The 15,797-nt window shown below is 62.3% G+C and carries 13 protein-coding genes and 1 pseudogene; 10 read left to right on the forward strand and 4 right to left on the reverse strand.

Features of this window, described 5'->3' with window-relative positions; all coding sequences use genetic code 11:
• Positions 1-87: 87 nt before the first annotated feature.
• The 10 genes and pseudogenes from V1278_RS13685 to V1278_RS13730 all read left to right on the forward strand — a co-directional run bounded on the left by V1278_RS13685 (position 88) and on the right by V1278_RS13730 (position 9,626).
• Positions 88-1,758 (forward strand): AMP-binding protein, encoded by a 1,671-nt coding sequence (locus V1278_RS13685; protein WP_334381095.1) that lies wholly within the window; start codon positions 88-90, stop codon positions 1,756-1,758.
• Between the two features lie 51 nt (positions 1,759-1,809).
• A complete protein-coding gene (locus V1278_RS13690; RefSeq protein ID WP_334384170.1) occupies positions 1,810-2,502 on the forward strand; it encodes a nitroreductase in 693 nt (230 codons plus the stop codon).
• 305 nt (positions 2,503-2,807) lie between these two features.
• The gene (locus V1278_RS13695; protein WP_334381096.1) at positions 2,808-4,004 is read left to right on the forward strand and encodes an ABC transporter substrate-binding protein; all 1,197 of its coding nucleotides are present in this window, start codon (positions 2,808-2,810) and stop codon (positions 4,002-4,004) included.
• A 77-nt stretch (positions 4,005-4,081) separates the two neighbouring features.
• On the forward strand, positions 4,082-4,975 hold the full coding sequence (locus V1278_RS13700) for a branched-chain amino acid ABC transporter permease (protein ID WP_334381097.1): 894 nt from the start codon (positions 4,082-4,084) through the stop codon (positions 4,973-4,975).
• An 11-nt stretch (positions 4,976-4,986) separates the two neighbouring features.
• Complete coding sequence (locus V1278_RS13705) at positions 4,987-5,898, forward strand: branched-chain amino acid ABC transporter permease (protein WP_334381098.1); 912 nt, start codon at positions 4,987-4,989, stop codon at positions 5,896-5,898.
• Positions 5,891-6,631: an ABC transporter ATP-binding protein gene (locus tag V1278_RS13710; protein WP_334364128.1), complete on the forward strand. Its 741-nt coding sequence runs from the start codon at positions 5,891-5,893 to the stop codon at positions 6,629-6,631. The genes V1278_RS13705 and V1278_RS13710 overlap by 8 nt, the downstream gene beginning before the upstream one ends.
• A 9-nt stretch (positions 6,632-6,640) precedes the next feature.
• Positions 6,641-7,361: pseudogene (locus tag V1278_RS13715) on the forward strand (ABC transporter ATP-binding protein).
• Between the two features lie 19 nt (positions 7,362-7,380).
• On the forward strand, positions 7,381-8,271 hold the full coding sequence (locus V1278_RS13720) for a branched-chain amino acid ABC transporter permease (protein ID WP_334364126.1): 891 nt from the start codon (positions 7,381-7,383) through the stop codon (positions 8,269-8,271).
• A gap of 3 nt (positions 8,272-8,274) precedes the next feature.
• Positions 8,275-9,204 (forward strand): branched-chain amino acid ABC transporter permease, encoded by a 930-nt coding sequence (locus V1278_RS13725; RefSeq protein WP_334381102.1) that lies wholly within the window; start codon positions 8,275-8,277, stop codon positions 9,202-9,204.
• Complete coding sequence (locus tag V1278_RS13730) at positions 9,201-9,626, forward strand: FixH family protein (protein WP_334364124.1); 426 nt, start codon at positions 9,201-9,203, stop codon at positions 9,624-9,626. Before V1278_RS13725 ends, V1278_RS13730 begins: the two co-directional genes overlap by 4 nt.
• Positions 9,627-9,802: 176 nt before the next feature.
• On the opposite strand, the gene V1278_RS13735 is transcribed toward V1278_RS13730, so the two are convergent.
• From V1278_RS13735 to V1278_RS13750, 4 genes are all read right to left on the reverse strand, one after another.
• A complete protein-coding gene (locus V1278_RS13735) occupies positions 9,803-10,705 on the reverse strand; it encodes an ABC transporter permease (protein WP_334381103.1) in 903 nt (300 codons plus the stop codon).
• A 22-nt stretch (positions 10,706-10,727) separates the two neighbouring features.
• A complete protein-coding gene (locus V1278_RS13740; protein WP_334381104.1) occupies positions 10,728-11,699 on the reverse strand; it encodes an ABC transporter permease in 972 nt (323 codons plus the stop codon).
• Between the two features lie 83 nt (positions 11,700-11,782).
• The gene (locus V1278_RS13745) at positions 11,783-13,396 is read right to left on the reverse strand and encodes an ABC transporter substrate-binding protein (RefSeq protein WP_334381105.1); all 1,614 of its coding nucleotides are present in this window, start codon (positions 13,394-13,396) and stop codon (positions 11,783-11,785) included.
• 88 nt (positions 13,397-13,484) lie between these two features.
• Entirely contained in the window at positions 13,485-15,581 is a 2,097-nt protein-coding gene (locus V1278_RS13750; protein ID WP_334381106.1) for an ABC transporter ATP-binding protein, read from the reverse strand.
• Positions 15,582-15,797: the final 216 nt, after the last annotated feature.

Below are 15,797 nucleotides of genomic sequence, written 5' to 3' on the forward strand. Positions count from 1 at the left end.
GCAAATTCTCACCGTCCGTTACCCGACCCTAAGCCGCGGCAGTCGCCATCGAGATTGTGTGTAAGGGCGCGCTCAGGGGAGGCATCGTTGCCAACGACAACGCAAAGCCAGGATCTATTCGACCGCGTTCGCGAGCTCGTTTCGCGCTACAGCGACGAGCGCGCGAGCGCAGCCTACCTTCTTTGTGATCGCCACCCCCCGAGCGCTCTCGCCTATCGCGTGGTGGGCGCCGACTTGGACACTGCGGACCTCACCTACGGCGACCTGCGCACCGCTTCTGAGCGTCTGGCCTCAGGATTGGCAGATCTCGGTGTATGTCCCGGCGATCGGGTGGCCACGTTGATGGGGAAGAGCATCGAGTATCTCGTAACGCTTATGGCGATCTGGCGCCTCGGAGCTGTTCACGTGCCGTTGTTTACGGCTTTTGCGCCTTCTGCCATTGCGCTGCGATTGGCGGGGAGTGCCGCGAAAGTCGTCGTGTGCGATGAGAACCAACAGGCCAAACTGGCGCCCAGCGCCGAAATTCCCGCTGATGCATCATGGCAGATCATTACCACGGCTCCAGAGCACCTCGTTCCGCCCGCTGCGCTCCGTTTCGCAGAACTCCTTGCCGCCAAGCCCCCCGGATGGCCAGCCGCCTCTCTCGGCGGCGATGCGCCGCTCATCCACATCTATACGTCGGGTACGACCGGTCGTCCTAAGGGCGTGGTGGTGCCGATCAAGGCGCTCGCCGGCTTTCAGGCTTACGCCGAGTTCGGGCTCGGCCTGCGCTCCGACGACTTTTTCTGGTGCGCCGCCGATCCAGGCTGGGCCTACGGCTTGTACTTCGGCGTGCTTGCCTCGTTCACGACGGGCATCCCGAGCCTCCTTCTGCAAGGCGGATTCGACGCTGAAGCTACATACGAAGTTCTGTCTCGCTACAAAGTAACGAACTTTGCTGCAGCTCCGACCGTCTATCGATCGTTGCGCGCCACCCCAGTCGCCGCGCCACGCACCCTGCAACTCCGCTGTGCTTCGAGCGCGGGAGAACCGCTTACGCCAGAGGTCAACGAGTGGGCTGTCGGTGCGTTGGGTGTGCCCGTTCATGACCATTACGGACAGACCGAGGCTGGCATGCTCATCAACAACCACCACCATCCCGCTTTGAAGAGACCGCTCAAGGACGGGTCAATGGGAATGCCCATGCCGGGTTGGGCAGTTCTCGTTTTGCAGCAGCATGAGGATGCTCCCGCTCCGGATGGAGAGCTTGGCAGGGTTGCCGTTGAAGTGCCGCGAAGCCCTCTGGCCTGGTTCACGGGATATCTGAACGATCCGGAAAAAAGCGCCGAAAAGTTTGCCGGGGCAGGGCGCTGGTATTTGACCGGCGACGTCGGCTGGAAGGATGAGGGCGGCTATTTTCACTTCTCGTCGCGGGACGATGACGTGATCATCATGGCCGGGTATCGGATTGGCCCCTTTGAGGTCGAATCCGTGTTGGCCACTCACCCTGTGGTACGCGAGTGCGCCGTGATTGCGGTGCCGGACGATATTCGCGGCGAGGTTCTCGAAGCATTCGTGGTTCTTCGCTCGGACGTGAAGCCCTCGACGGACATCGTTCAAGATCTTCAGCAGTGGGTGAAGGTCGGCTACGCGGCGCATGCCTATCCGCGAAACATCCACTTCGTCGAGTTGCTGCCAAAGACGCCGAGCGGCAAGGTGCAGCGCTTCGTGTTGAGGCAGAAGCGGCGTGACGAGCTTGTGGCAATGAAGCGGCGCTGATCCGAAGTAATGAAGAACGCCATGCACCTGAACACCGAGAGTATCAGTGCGATGCGGGATGCGGGTCAACGTCGACAGTTGACGGTGAGAGAAGCTGTCGCCGGACGTCGGTCTGTGCGCAACTTTCTCCCGACGCCGGTGCCCCTGGAGACGGTACGAACGATCCTGGCTGATGCGGCGCGCTCCCCGTCCGGTACCAACATCCAGCCCTGGAAAGTCTACGTTGCAATGGAGGCCGCTCGCGATCGGCTTTCCCGGAGCGTTCTCGCAGCAGTACATGTCGGTGCTCGTTCCGACGAGTATGCCTATATGCCGTCGCCGCTAAAGGAGCCCTATCTATCCCGCCGGCGGCGCATCGGGTTTGATCTCTATAGGCTGCATGGCTTGACGCGGGATGACCGGGAGGGCCGCAAACGCGTGATGCTGAGGAATTTCGAATTCTTCGGCGCCCCCGTCGGATTGTTCTTTGCCATGGACCGCTTTCTTCTCCTCGGCTCCTGGCTCGATTGTGGAATGTTCATGCAGAACGTCATGATCCTCGCGAGGGCGCACGGCCTCGAAACCTGTCCGAAGCAGTCGTGGTGCGAATACGGTTCGATCGTGCATGACGAACTTTCGATTCCGGGCGATCAGGTCATTCTCTCGGGCATGGCGCTTGGATTTGCCGATCCGCAAGCTCCGGAAAATTCGCTTGTAAGCGAACGTGCGGCACCGGACGAGTTCGCCACATTCCATTTCAGATGATGCGACAGCAATCTGTAATCTCGCGACGAAGTACGCGCAGCTTGGACAGCGCTTCAAGAACGGGAGCCACCGAACAGGCCGGCCCGTCGTGTTGGATGGCCGCCGGCTCGCCTGCCATTCGATTGCTGCGGCACGGCATAAGCCTGGGCTGGAAGACAAGGGACTTGCAAACGGGCGTGACATTCCTCAGGCTCACCAGTGTCCGCGGACGGTCAAGCACAGGGGGTGCGACGCGGGACCGACTTTGCAAATTCTCAACCACAAGGAGGCGGAAAACCGCCCGCTTTTCAGCAGGAGGAGGCACCATGAGAATTGTCAATGTTGCGGCGGCCGCGCTGCTTGCCGGCACGATGACCGGTCTTTCGGGCGGCGCTTTAGCGCAGGAGCGTACAGTCAAGATCACCGGCTTCGGCGCCAAATCCGGCGTCGTCCGCGTGTTCGGCGTCAACAGCGAGGCGGCCATGAAGGCGGCCGCCGAGGAGATCAACAAGGCGGGCGGCGTCACCCTGGGCGACGGCGCGAAAGCGAAGCTTTCGGTCGAATTCCTCGATGACCGCTGCAATGCCGAAGAGGGGATCTCCGTCATCCGCCGCATCGCTTCGTCGGATGCCTTTGTGGCAGTCGGACCGACCTGCTCGAACGTTGCCGAGTCGCTTTTCGGCATTCTGCAGAAGAAGGTGGGCGATACCTCCGACAGCGGGCTGCAATTTCCCGTGTTCGCCGACGTCGCTGCCAAGGGCGGCCTCGCTGCGATTTCCGAGTGGGCGTTTCGCAACGTCCCGAGCGAGCTCGAAATGTACAAATCGCTGTTCGCATGGCTGAAGCGGGAGCACCCCAATCTGAAGACGATCTATGGCGGCGTCGAAAAGGACTTTGCGCATTCGAATGCCACCTACGGCGTCATGAAGAAGCAGGCCGAGGAGAACGGCTTCCAGCTGCTCGGGACCGGCGAATGGCTGCTGAATGACACGAACTTCTCGACGCAGGTACGCGAAATGCGCCGTACCAATCCGGAGATCGTCGCCATTTCCGCCCACCCGTTCACAACTTGCGGGGTGCTGCGCGAGATGGACCGCCAAGGCGTGAAGCCGAAACTCCTGATCGGCCTGACCAGTTCCTCCAGTATCGAGACGCTGCAGGGTTGCGCCAAGCAGGCGGAGGGCATCATCATTCCGACCAGTTTTGCACCCGTCACCCCGGAGGCGAAAGCCGCGGCGGAGAATGTTTCCAAGCAAGGCGGCAGCATGGATCTGCACAGCGCGGCGGCCTACGAGATCATGTTCATCCTAAAGGACGTGATCGAAAGCCAGAAGATCATGGCGAAGCCCGATACCGTGCAGGCCGACCGTACCAAGATGCGTCAGGGGCTGGCCGCGTTGAAGGAAACAAAAGGGTTGCTCGGCAGCGTCGGACGCACCAACGACCGCGAAGCGATCAAGCCATACCTATACGTGCATGCGAAGGACGGGAGCTGGCAAGTCCTCCACAAGCCTTCGTCGTGATCGCTGTCAATGAGGCGGCGGGCCGACCGGCCCGCCGCCTCCTGTCAACCTTGACCCTGTAGTGTGGGGGCGCCGCAGTGGACCTGCTTGATCTGATCGATGCCGTGCAGTCCGTCGCCGACGGGTTGCTGTTCGGCTCCACCTACGCGCTGCTTGGAATTGGTTTCACGCTCATCTTCGGTGTGATGCACAAGATCAACCTTTCCTATGCCGCAGCGTCGATCGGCGCTGCCTACGGAAGCCTGTTGCTTCTCGGCGGCTTCACCGCCGCGCCGGCCATCATCGTCTTCATGGCCGCGGCGCTGTGCGGCGGGGTGATCGGCGCGCTCGTCTATTTCATCGGCTTCAAGTTCATCCCCGTGGCCAATCCGCTGGCCACCTTGATGTCGACTGTCGGCCTGTTGTTGCTGATTGACGAGATTATCGTGCACACGACTCAAGGCGTGCCGCTGGCCTATCCGGCGCTGTACTCGGACGTGGTCATCCGGCTCGGCCCGTTCATGCTGCGCGGCGACCTGATGTTCGTCTTCGTGCTTGGTTGCGCCTGCATGGTGCTGTTCCTGCTGCTGCTTTATCGGACCAGGCTGGGCATCGCCACGCGCGCCGTCTCGCAGCAGCCGATCGCCTCGCAGCTCTGCGGCATCAGCATCTTGCAAGTGAACGTCCTGACCTTCGTGGTCACCGGCATGCTGGGCGGCATTGCCGGCGCCATGAGCGGCGCGGCGATCGGCATGCTCTCGCCGCTGTTGGCTCAGCCGCTCACGGTCAAGGGCCTGATTGTCACCGTGATCGGCGGCCTCGGCAGCATACCTGGGGCGATCATCGCCGGTCTGATCGTGGGCGGGCTGGAGAGCCTGTTCCAGTTCCTGCGCGGTGTGACCGAACGGGACCTCTACATTATGATGCTTTTGTTCGCCTTCCTCGTGTTCCGGCCGGGAGGCATCTTCGCCAGGGCGCCCGGGCGCGACTGAGAGAGGCAGGCATGGATTTCTATCTCGGTCTTGCGCAGGTCATCGGCGTCCATACGCTGCTGGGGCTCTCGGCCTATTGCGTCCTGCTCACCGGCCAGGTGAGCCTGGCACAGGCGGCCTTCTTCGCCGTCGGCGCCTATGTTGCGGCGATCCTCACCGTCATCTTCAAGTGGCATCTGTTTGCCGCGCTCGGCGTTTCCGCCGTTGTCTCCGGCCTGACCGCCTGCGCCGTCGGCTTCCCGGCGCTGCGCGTGAAAGGATTGATGCTGGTGGTCGCCACGCTCGCCTTCGGCGAGGCCGTGCGTCTGTTCTTCTTTAATTTCACCTACCAGATCCAGGCGGGCGAGCTGAAGATCGGTCCGCACGGCGCCGAAGGTTTTCGCCAGATCCGCTACTTCCCGGAGCATGGCTGGTCCACCTTCGACGTCCTCATGTTTATCTGGCTGATGGTAGCGATCGTGATGGCATGCCTATGGTGGCTCGATCAATCGCGCGCCGGCGCCGTGATGCGCGCGGTCGGCGAAGACGAGGTAGCGGCGCACAGCTCCGGCATCAACGTCACGGCGGTGAAGGTATTAGCCATGACCATCGGCGGCGTCATCGCCGGAATCGGCGGCGGCATCTTCGCGCACTATACGACGCATATCGAGCATGTGCAGTTCGGCGTTATTCTCGCGACATTCGCCATCGCCTATCCGATCCTCGGCGGGCTTTCGAACGTGTTCGGCACGCTGCTTGCCGTCATCTTCATCCAGGGCTTCCTGATCGAGGGCCTGCGCTTTCTCGGCGATTGGCGCAATCTGCTGTTCGGCGCGCTGATCGTGCTGGCAATGAACCTGCGGCCGCGCGGCTTTCTCGACGCAGGCGGCGTCGCCTCCCTGAAACGGATGCTGTTCGCAGGGAAGGAGGGCTCCGGTGCTTGACCTTCAGGGCATCGCCAAATACTTCGGCGGCGTCCACGCGGTGGACGGAATCGATCTGACCGTGAAGCGCGGTGAGATCCTGGGCCTGATCGGACCGAACGGCTCCGGCAAGAGCACGATCGTCAACCTGGTCTCCGGCCTGCTTCCATTGACCTCGGGCCGGATTCTCTTCAACGGCGACGATATCTCGGACCTGCCGTCCCATGCGCGGGTGAGCCTTGGCATTGCACGAACCTTTCAGAATATCCGGCTATTCGGGCAACTGTCGGTCTGGCAGAACCTCTGGGTCGCGCAGAATTCCCGCCTGCAGCGCCAGGAAATGTTCTTCAAGCGCTGGTTCGGCGGCTCCGCAGGCGTGCAGGCGGAAATCGAGCGAACGCTCGAATTCTTCGACCTTGCGCACAAGCGCCACGAACTCGCCGCCAATCTTTCCTTTGGCGAGCAGCGGCGGCTGGAATTTGCCCGCGCCATTTCCGCCAGGCCCAGCCTGCTGCTGCTCGACGAGCCGGCGGCGGGCATGAATGCCGAGGAGGTGGATCAGCTCGATGCCCGCATCCGCAAGATGCGCGATGACGGGTTCACGGTCCTGTTGATCGAGCATCACGTCGAGCTGGTCATGTCGGTCGCCGACCGGATCGCCGTTCTGAACTTCGGCCGCAAGATCGCCGAGGGGACGCCGGCTGCCGTGCAAGACGATGCGGCCGTGCGCGAAGCCTATCTCGGCACGCGGTGAGGTGAAATCATGCTGAACGTGTCGGACCTGGTCACGACTTACGGTAAGATCGAAGCGCTCAAAGGGCGTGTCGCTGCAGGCCGAGGGCGGGAAGATCACCTGCCTGCTCGGACCGAACGGCGCCGGCAAGACGACCTTGATGATGACCATCGCCGGAATTCTCAGGCCCCGCCGCGGCTCGATCAAGCTCGAAGGCACCGAACTGGTCGGTCTGTCGCCCGCGAAAATTGTCTCGCGCGGTGTCGCGCTGGTGCCGGAGAACCGGCTGGTCTTCCCGGAGATGTCGGTGCGCGAGAACCTGCTGGCGGGGGCATACCAGCGCAGGGACAAGAGCGAGATCGCCGCCGATATCGAACGCATGTACGTACGCTTTCCGAGACTGAAGGAGCGGAGGGAACAGGCTGCTGGCACGCTGTCCGGCGGCGAACAGCAGATGCTGGCGGTTGCTCGCGCATTGATGTCGCGCCCGCGTGTGCTGTTGATGGACGAGCCGTCGCTCGGCCTCGCGCCCCTTATCGTGGCGGAGATCTTCGACATTGTCGCCTCGCTCAATCGCGATGGCACCACCATTCTTCTGGTGGAGCAGAATGCGCACATGGCCCTGAAGGTGGCGCACCAGTTTTTCCTGATGGAGCAGGGCCGAGTCACCTTCCGGGGCACGCCCGGTCAGCTGGCGGAGGACGAGGTGATCCAGCGGGCTTATCTCGGTACCCGCCGCGCCGCCGGATGAGCCGGCAGGTCAGGAGCCGATGATCGATTTCATCCAGAATACGATCGACGGCGTGATGATCGGCTCGTCATACGGGCTGCTCGCGCTCGGCTTCACCGTTATCTTCGGCGTCATGCGGCGTCTCAACCTGTCCTACGGGCCCACCGTCATGATCGGCGCCTATTTCGGTACCGTGCTCTATCTGGACTTTGGCGCCGGGCTGCTCGTGGTCGCCGCCGGCGTTGTCGCCGGAGCGGTGATCTCCGGCATCTACGTGGAGCGGCTCTGCTTCGCACCGATGAAGGCCGGTGCCGGGATCGCCTCGATGGTGTCGAGTTTTGCGATCTGGATGCAACTGGAGCAGGCGGCGGTTCTGGTCCTGCCGCGTCACACCTACCCGTTTCCGCCGCTTGCGACCGGTCTCGCGCTCGAGATCGGTCCATTGCTCGTTCGCCCCGACCACCTGATCATGCTGGCGGGCGCGCTCCTGCTCGCCGCTGTCGTGCAGCTCGCGCTCTATCGCACGCGCTTCGGCCTTGGCCTGCGCGCGGTGATCGCCAACCCGATTGCGGCGAACCTTGTCGGCGTCGACGTCAAGCGCTCGGTCATGCTGGCGTTCGCCGCGGCATCAGCCATCGGCGGCGTGGCCGGCTTTCTGGTGCTGGCGGTGGATCAGCAGGTGACGCCGATGTTCGGCATGTGGGCAACTCTCAAGGGCCTGATCGCGATGATGATCGGCGGCCTCGGATCGATACCCGGCGCGCTGCTCGGCGGACTGCTGCTCGGCGTCGTCGAGGTGCACAGCCACTGGCTGTTCGGGCCGCAGGTGCGCGATTTGTTTGCCTATTTCGTGCTGTTCGCTTTCCTTGTGGCGCGTCCGGGCGGCCTGCTCGGCCGCACGGCCGACGTCGAGTTGTCGCACAGGGTGTGACCGATGGACGACTATCTGGTCAGCGTATTGTCCAACATCGGCGTCATCTCGTTCGTCGCGCTGTCGGCCTATCTGCTGCTGCTCACCGGCGAAATCTCCTTCGGCCAGCAGGCGTTCTTTGCGATCGGCGCGTATTCGGCCGGCGTGGCTACCGCGATGTGGGGATGGCCGCTTCCGCTGGGCATTGCCTGGGGCGCAGCGGCGGGCGCAGCTTGCGCCGTGTCGCTCGGGGTCCCGACGTTGCGGCTTCGTGGACTTCAGTTCTCGATCGCGACGCTTGCGTTCGCCGAGATGGTGCGAATCCTGTTCGAGCTGGTGCGTTATCAGATTGAGATCGACGGCGAACCGGTCGGGCCCAATGGCACCGAGGGCTTTCGCAATATTCGCTATATCTTCGATCACAACATCGAACCCTTCGATTTCATGATGCTGATCTATGCGGTGCTGGCGATCACGCTCGGAGGCTTCATGCTGCTCGAACGCTCGCGGCTTGGTGTCATCTTCCGCATGATCGGTGAGGATGCGACGCTTGCCTCGCTGCAGGGGATTGCGGTCGCCCGCTACAAGGTACTCGCAGCTGGCATGGCCGGCGCGCTCGCCGCGATCGGCGGCGGCCTCTATGCCCATCTGACCACCTATGTGGAGCCGCGAACCTTCGATGTCATGCTCGGGGTGCATTCCCTTGCCTATGGTCTGATCGGCGGGCTCGGCACTGCGCTCGGGCCGTTGCTCGGGGTCTTCATCGACGTCGGGCTCCTCGAATCGGTGCGACTGTTTGCGGGGTACCGCATGATCATTTTCGGCGGTCTGGTTGCGTTGCTGCTGATCGTTCGTCCACGCGGCCTGCTTGATGAGCGACTGGTGCACGGAGTTGGCCGATTGTTCCGGAACACGTTATCCGGATCGACCCGAACCGGACGAGGACCGCGATGAGAACGATCGTTTGCATGCTTGCTGCCGTGGCGGCCCTGATGGCCGGTTATCCGCAAGCCGCGCACGGCCAGGTGCGCGCCAAGGCCGTCGTGACCTGCGTCTCGGCCGGGCAGGTGCTGGAGTACGACTGCACCATCAAGCTTGCGAACGCGCGCTCCGGCGAACCGCTCTCGGGGCTGACCGTATCCGTTGGAGCGGACATGCCCTCGATGCCCGGCATGCACAACGTGCGCCCCGTGAAAGCGACCGAGCAGGCGGAGAAGGGCGCTTATCAGGCCCGCCTCAAGCTCGAGATGCACGGCGACTGGGCAGTGCAGATCGATCTGCGCGGCGCCGTGCGCGACCGCGTGATCGCGATGTTGCGCTTCGAAGAGGCAGAAGTCACTGACGTCAAACCGTCCCCGGGCCGCCACAGGCATTGAGGGCGCTCTCGGCTGACGGCTTTTGAGCTGATTTCAGTCCACTAGACTAGCAAGTTAGGATCGACAGTCTGGCCCGTCGGTGATTAAGCTGCATGGCGAAAGCAAAACAGCGCTCACCGATAGTGGGTTTGGGTGCGTCGCCGCGCACTGCGCGGCTCAGAGACGTAACACCTATTTTACTGCGATCGCAGCCTGGGATCGAGCTCGTCGCGCAGCGCATCACCGAAGAGGCTGAAGCCGAACACCGCAAGACTGATGGCGATCCCCGGGAAGACAGCGATCCAAGGGGCGCTCTCGGCGTATTCCTCGGCGCCGCCCTGAAGCATCAGGCCCCAGGCCGGCGTCGGCTCCTGCACGCCGAGACCGAGATAGGAAAGCGATGCTTCAAGCAGGATTGCCTGCCCCACGAAGGCGGTGATCATGATAAGAAACGGCGCCATGACATTCGGAACCATGTGCCGCAGAATGATGCGGCTGTGGCTAAATCCGTTGGCGCGAGCAGCGTCGATGTACGGGAGCTCGCGGATCGCCAGCGCACTCGAACGCACGACGCGGGCGCAGCGCGGAATGAACGGTATGGTGATCGCGATGATCACGTTCTGTGCACCCGTCCCGAAGATTGCGATCACGGCGAGCGCCATGATGATCAGCGGGAACGCCATGAAGATGTCGATGATGCGCTGCAAGATCAGATCGATCTTGCCGCCGAAATAGGCGCTCGCGACGCCGAGCACCAGGCCGAAGGTGGCGCCGACGAACGACGACGCAAATCCGACCAGCAGGGCCGTGCGCGCGCCGTAGACGATGCGCGAGAACACGTCGCGTCCGAACTGGTCCGTGCCGAGCCAGTTCTCGAGACTCGGCGGCTCATGCATGCGGTCGAAAGCGTTGGCGACCGGGTTGTAAGGGGCGATCAAGTCGGCAAGCGCCGCAACCACCACCATGACGACGATCACTGCGGCGCCGGCGGCACCGAGCGGATTGCGGCGTGCGAACCGGGCAATGGCCGCAAGCCTGCTCTGTGGCTTGAGCTCTTCCGTCAGCTCGATTCTTGTTCCGAGGTCGGTCGCGACAGTCATGCAAGATCTCTGGTTCCTGCCATCATTTGTACCGGATCCGCGGGTCGAGCCACGCGTAGATGATATCCACCACGAAGTTGGTGACGACGAAGATCGTCGCCACCAGCATGACCAGCGCCTGGGTCATGGCGTAATCTTGATTGGTCACGGAAGCGACGAATAGCTTGCCGAGACCGTTGAGGTTGAACACCTGCTCGGTGACCACCAGTCCGCCCATCAGGAACGCGAATTCAATGCCGATGATCGTGACCACCGGCAAAAGCGCGTTTCCAAGCGCATGCCGGCGGATGATGAGCTGATGCACGAGTCCCTTGGCGCGGGCCGTGCGGACGTAGTCCTCGCGCAGCACTTCGAGCAGCGCCGAGCGCGTCATGCGTGTCGCAACGGCGGAGTAGCGGTAGCCGGTGGCGAGCGCCGGGAAGATGGTCATGCTCAGGTTGTACAAGGGGTCGACCCAGATCGGCACATATTTGATCGGTGGCATCCAGGGAGCTCCGAACACCGACTTTGTGGTGATCAGCAAGCCGAGGATGATCAGGACGCCAAGCCAGAAGGAAGGCATCGCGATCCCGGCGATACTGAAGGCCCGAACCACGTAGTCGATCCAGGTGTTCTGCTTGACCGCGGAGATCGTGCCGAGCGGGATCGCGAGCAGGATGGCGGTGAGCGTGGCCATGATCGCGATCTGCAGCGAGAGCTCGAAGCGGAGTCCGACCTCCTCCACAATCGGGCGTCCGGTCCACATCGACTTGCCGAAGTCGAACCGGACGAAGTCCCAGATGAAGGTCAGGAACTGCACGGCATAGGAGCGATCAAGGCCGAGCTCGCTGCGGCAGAGATCGATCGCCTTGGGATCGACGTACCCGGCCCCACCTGTCATGCGCAGCACACAGACGTCGCCCGGTACCAGCCGTAGCAGGATGAACACGAGCAGCGCCGCGCCGAGCAGCGTCGGAATCATCAACAGGAGCCGCTTCAGGATGTACTGGTACATGATCCCTGTCGCACTCGTTTGCGGACTTCTCGATCACTGCCCGGGCAAGGCAGAAGACTGGGAAACCGCCGCCTACCGGACGGCTACTTGTCGAGCCATACGTTCGCGAGATCCTGATTGAGGTAGTGGCTCGGACTGACCTTCCAGCCCTTCACATAGGACCGGTGAGGGATGATCCGGTTCCACCAGAGCGTGACGAACGAGTGTGCCTGCTCATCGAGCACACGCTTCTCGAACTGCCGCATCAAATTGCGCTGCTCGGTCTCGTCGGAGGTGCGGTTCATCGCCTCGAAGATCTTGTCGAGGTCGCGATCGATGTATGCGCCGTAGCTTTCGTTGCCGATGTCCTCCGACAGGAACTTGCCGACGTCGAGCAGCGGATTGATGACCGACTGGCAGTTGAAGTCGACCGTCACGTCGAACTCAGCCGACCTGAGGCGCGCGTAGAATGGGCCCGTCGGCTCCATCTTCTGCTCGACCGTCACGCCGATCTGCCGCCACTGGTCGATGAGCCAGGTGCCCACGATCGTGTAGGGCTGATCGACGGCGCGATTCCACAGCACGAACTTCAGGTCCGGGACACCGGCCTCCTGCAGCAGCCGCTTGGCCTCGGCACGCGACTTGTTGATGTCCCGCCAAAAGCCCGGGATCTGTTCGAGCTCCACCTTCGTTGCCGCCAGCGGGTGACCGGGGAACACGACACCACCGACAGCCTTGACGATCGCGATGCGTGAAAGGCTCTGGGATCCGCCCCAGCGGTCGACCGCCAGCGTCAGCGCGCGGCGAACGCGGGCATCATCGAATGGCTTTTTCTTGTGATTGGGGGTGAACAGGAGCACGCAGTTCCAGTCACTCTCCTGCACCGTGATCTCGTTGCCGAGCGCCGCGACGAGGTCGTCACGGCTTTTCGGCGGGAAGCCGCGGAACTGGATTGCGGCCCGGTCGCCGCGGACCGCTTGCACCTGCACCGCCTGCTTGTTGGAGAAGATCGCCTCGAAGCCGTCGAGATAAGGCTGCCCGGGAACGTGGTAGCCCTTGTTGCGCTCGCCGCGCACGTAGGCGCCTGCCTCTCTTGCGACGAACTTGAATGGTCCCGATCCCATGACGTTGGTCTCGTACCAGCGAAGGTCCTTTTCGAGCTTTGCCTTCGAGTAGATGAAGTTATACGGCGTCGCGAGCGCCGGGATGAAGGCGCCCGATGGATACTTGAGCTTGAACACGACGGTGTGGTCGTCCGCCGCGCTGACGCTCTCGACCATGACGAAATAGGCGACGCGCGCGCTGGTCGTGCCCTCCGGCGGGAAGATGATCTTTCTGAATGACGCGACGATGTCGTGCGCCGTCAATAGCGTACCATCGTGGAATTTCACGCCCTGCTTGATCTTGAACGTGTAGGTCTTGCCCTCGTCGGTCGGGGTCGGCATTTCCGTGCATAGGTCGCAGACGAAGTCCGTCGATGAGGACGGATTATCCGGGTTGACCTTGATGAGCAGACTGTAGAACGGCGCAAAGGGATGGATCAGCGCGAACGTCGTCTCGCGGTGGCCGTCCCAGCTCGGCGGCTCGTCCGGCACGACAAAGTTCAGAATCCCGCCCTGCTTCGGTGCAGCCTGGGCTGGAACCCCGGAGAAGCCGAGGGCAACTGCCGCGCCGACACCCACGATTGACACGGCTTTGAGATATTTTAAAGGGTTCATAGTCTTTCCTCCCTCTGGAACACATTCCTCCTGTTCTTCAAGGGCCGGGTCTTCTGCCCAGGCCGATCGCCCCTTCTTGCGAGGGCTTTCAGATTACGGAACAAGCTACCCAGTGGCCGGGCCGCAGTTCTCTGAACTCCGGGACGTTCTTCGCACAGCTATCGATAGCAAGCGGGCAGCGCGGATGAAACACGCATCCCTTCGGCGGATTCATCGAGCTCGGCACTTCGCCCTTTACGATTCGGCGGGCGCGCATCCGCTCCAGGTCAGGATCCGGCACCGGCACGGCCGCGAGAAGCGCCTGAGTATAGGGATGCAGAGGATTGCCGTACAACTCGTCGCAATCCGCCAGTTCGACGATCTTGCCGAGATACATGACGGCGATGCGATGACAGAGGTGGCGAACGATGCTGAGATCGTGCGCGATGAACAGATAGGTCAGTCCGAACTGGTCCCGCAGATCCTCCAGCAGATTGACGATCTGCGCCTGAATCGACACGTCCAAAGCCGAGATCGCCTCGTCGCAGACGATGAATTCCGGGCGAACCGAAAGGGCGCGTGCGATGCCGACGCGCTGGCGCTGGCCGCCGCTCATCTCGTGGGGGTAGCGGTCGGCAAACCTGGGATCCAGGCCGCACAGGCGGAGCAATTCCGTGACGCGCGCATCACGCGCCGCCTTGGTCGGTTCGGTCCGGTGCACCTTCATCGGCTCGGAAATGATCTCCCCGATCTTCATGCGCGGATTGAGGGAGCTGTAAGGATCCTGAAAGATGACCTGGATCTTCTGCCGCAAGGCCCGCATCGATCTCTGATCGAGGTCGACTAGATTCTTGCCGTCGAACAGGATCTCGCCTCCGGTCGGATGCTCGAGCCGCAGGATGCACCGGCCCGTGGTGGTCTTGCCGCAACCCGACTCGCCGACCAATCCGAGCGTCTCACCTTTGCGGATGGTGAAGCTGATGCCATCGACAGCCTTCACGTGCGCGATCTCTCTGGAGAAGAGAGCGCCCTCGGTCACCGGAAAGTGCATCTTCAGGTTGCGGATCGTGACCAGTTCCGGCGCCAGGTCGATGCGCCATTTGGATTGTCGCCCATGCTCCAGCGCAACGTCTTCCACGACGGTCGATACCTGTACCGCCGCCTGGACGCTCTGCCATACCGCGCCGGTTGACTCCATGGGGGTCATGACGGCCTCGTCAGCGATCCGGCTACTTTGGCTGCCTCCCAACATGCTGCGAGATGATCGCCGCCGTCGATCCGCTCGAACGGAGGCGACTCGCTTGGGCAGCGCGCCACGGCAAAAGCTGCAGCGCGGGTGGAACGAGCAGCCGGCGCCGAGGCGCGAAAGGTCGGGCGGCTGTCCTTCCACCGGATCAAGCCGGGCCTGGCGCGGCCGATCCATGCGCGGCACCGAACGCAGCAGCGCCAGCGTGTAGGGATGATGGGGATGATGAAAGATGTCGCGTGCAGTCCCGCTCTCGATGATCCTGCCCGCGTACATGACATTGACCCTGTCAGCGTAGCGCGCGACGATACCGAGATTATGGGTGATGATGATCAGCGCCACGCCCAGACGCTGGGTCAGATCCTTCATCAGCTCGAGAATCTGTGCCTGAACCGTCACGTCGAGCGCAGTTGTCGGTTCGTCGGCGATGATGAGCTTGGGCTCGCAGCACAACGCCATGGCGATCATCACGCGTTGGCGCATACCGCCGCTGAAGTGGTGCGGGTACTGCCTCAGGCGACGCTCCGGATCCGATATCCCCACCATGCCCAACAACTCGATCGCGCGCGTGATCGCCTGATCGTGGGTCATGTTGAGGTGCTGCTCCATGGTCTCGGTGAGCTGCCGGCCGATCGTCAGGACCGGATTGAGTGAGGTCATCGGCTCCTGAAACACCATGGCAATTTCCTTGCCTCGGACCTCGCGGATTTCCTCGTCGCTCAGCTTGAGAAGGTCCCTGTTCTGGAAGCGAATACTGCCACCGATGATTCTGCCGGGAGGATCGGCGACAAGCCGCAGGATCGAGAGCGCGCTGACGGACTTGCCGCATCCGGATTCGCCCACGACGGCGATCGTCTCGCCCTGATCGACGTGGACGCTGATACCGTCGACGGCCTTGACCACACCTGCCGCAGAGAAGAAGTAGGTTTGCAAATTGTCTATCTCGAGAAGCCTGGACACCTCGCTCCTCTCGTCATCCGTCGATGCACAGATGGCCTTTCGGCCGTTTGACCTGACCGCTTTGAATTTGCAGCTTGATTCTTCGAATCTCTCGGCCGCAAGTCAAATCTAATCGTGTGGTCCCACGACAATTTAGACTAAGGTCTTGGCTGCATTAGCGCGGCTGGTGGACCACTGGTGCCGCGAGTTCGCGACCGGGCACTGTTTGCACTTGCG

Origin of the sequence: Bradyrhizobium sp. AZCC 1577 (assembly GCF_036924575.1) — a bacterium.
In the GTDB taxonomy this organism is placed as follows: domain Bacteria; phylum Pseudomonadota; class Alphaproteobacteria; order Rhizobiales; family Xanthobacteraceae; genus Bradyrhizobium.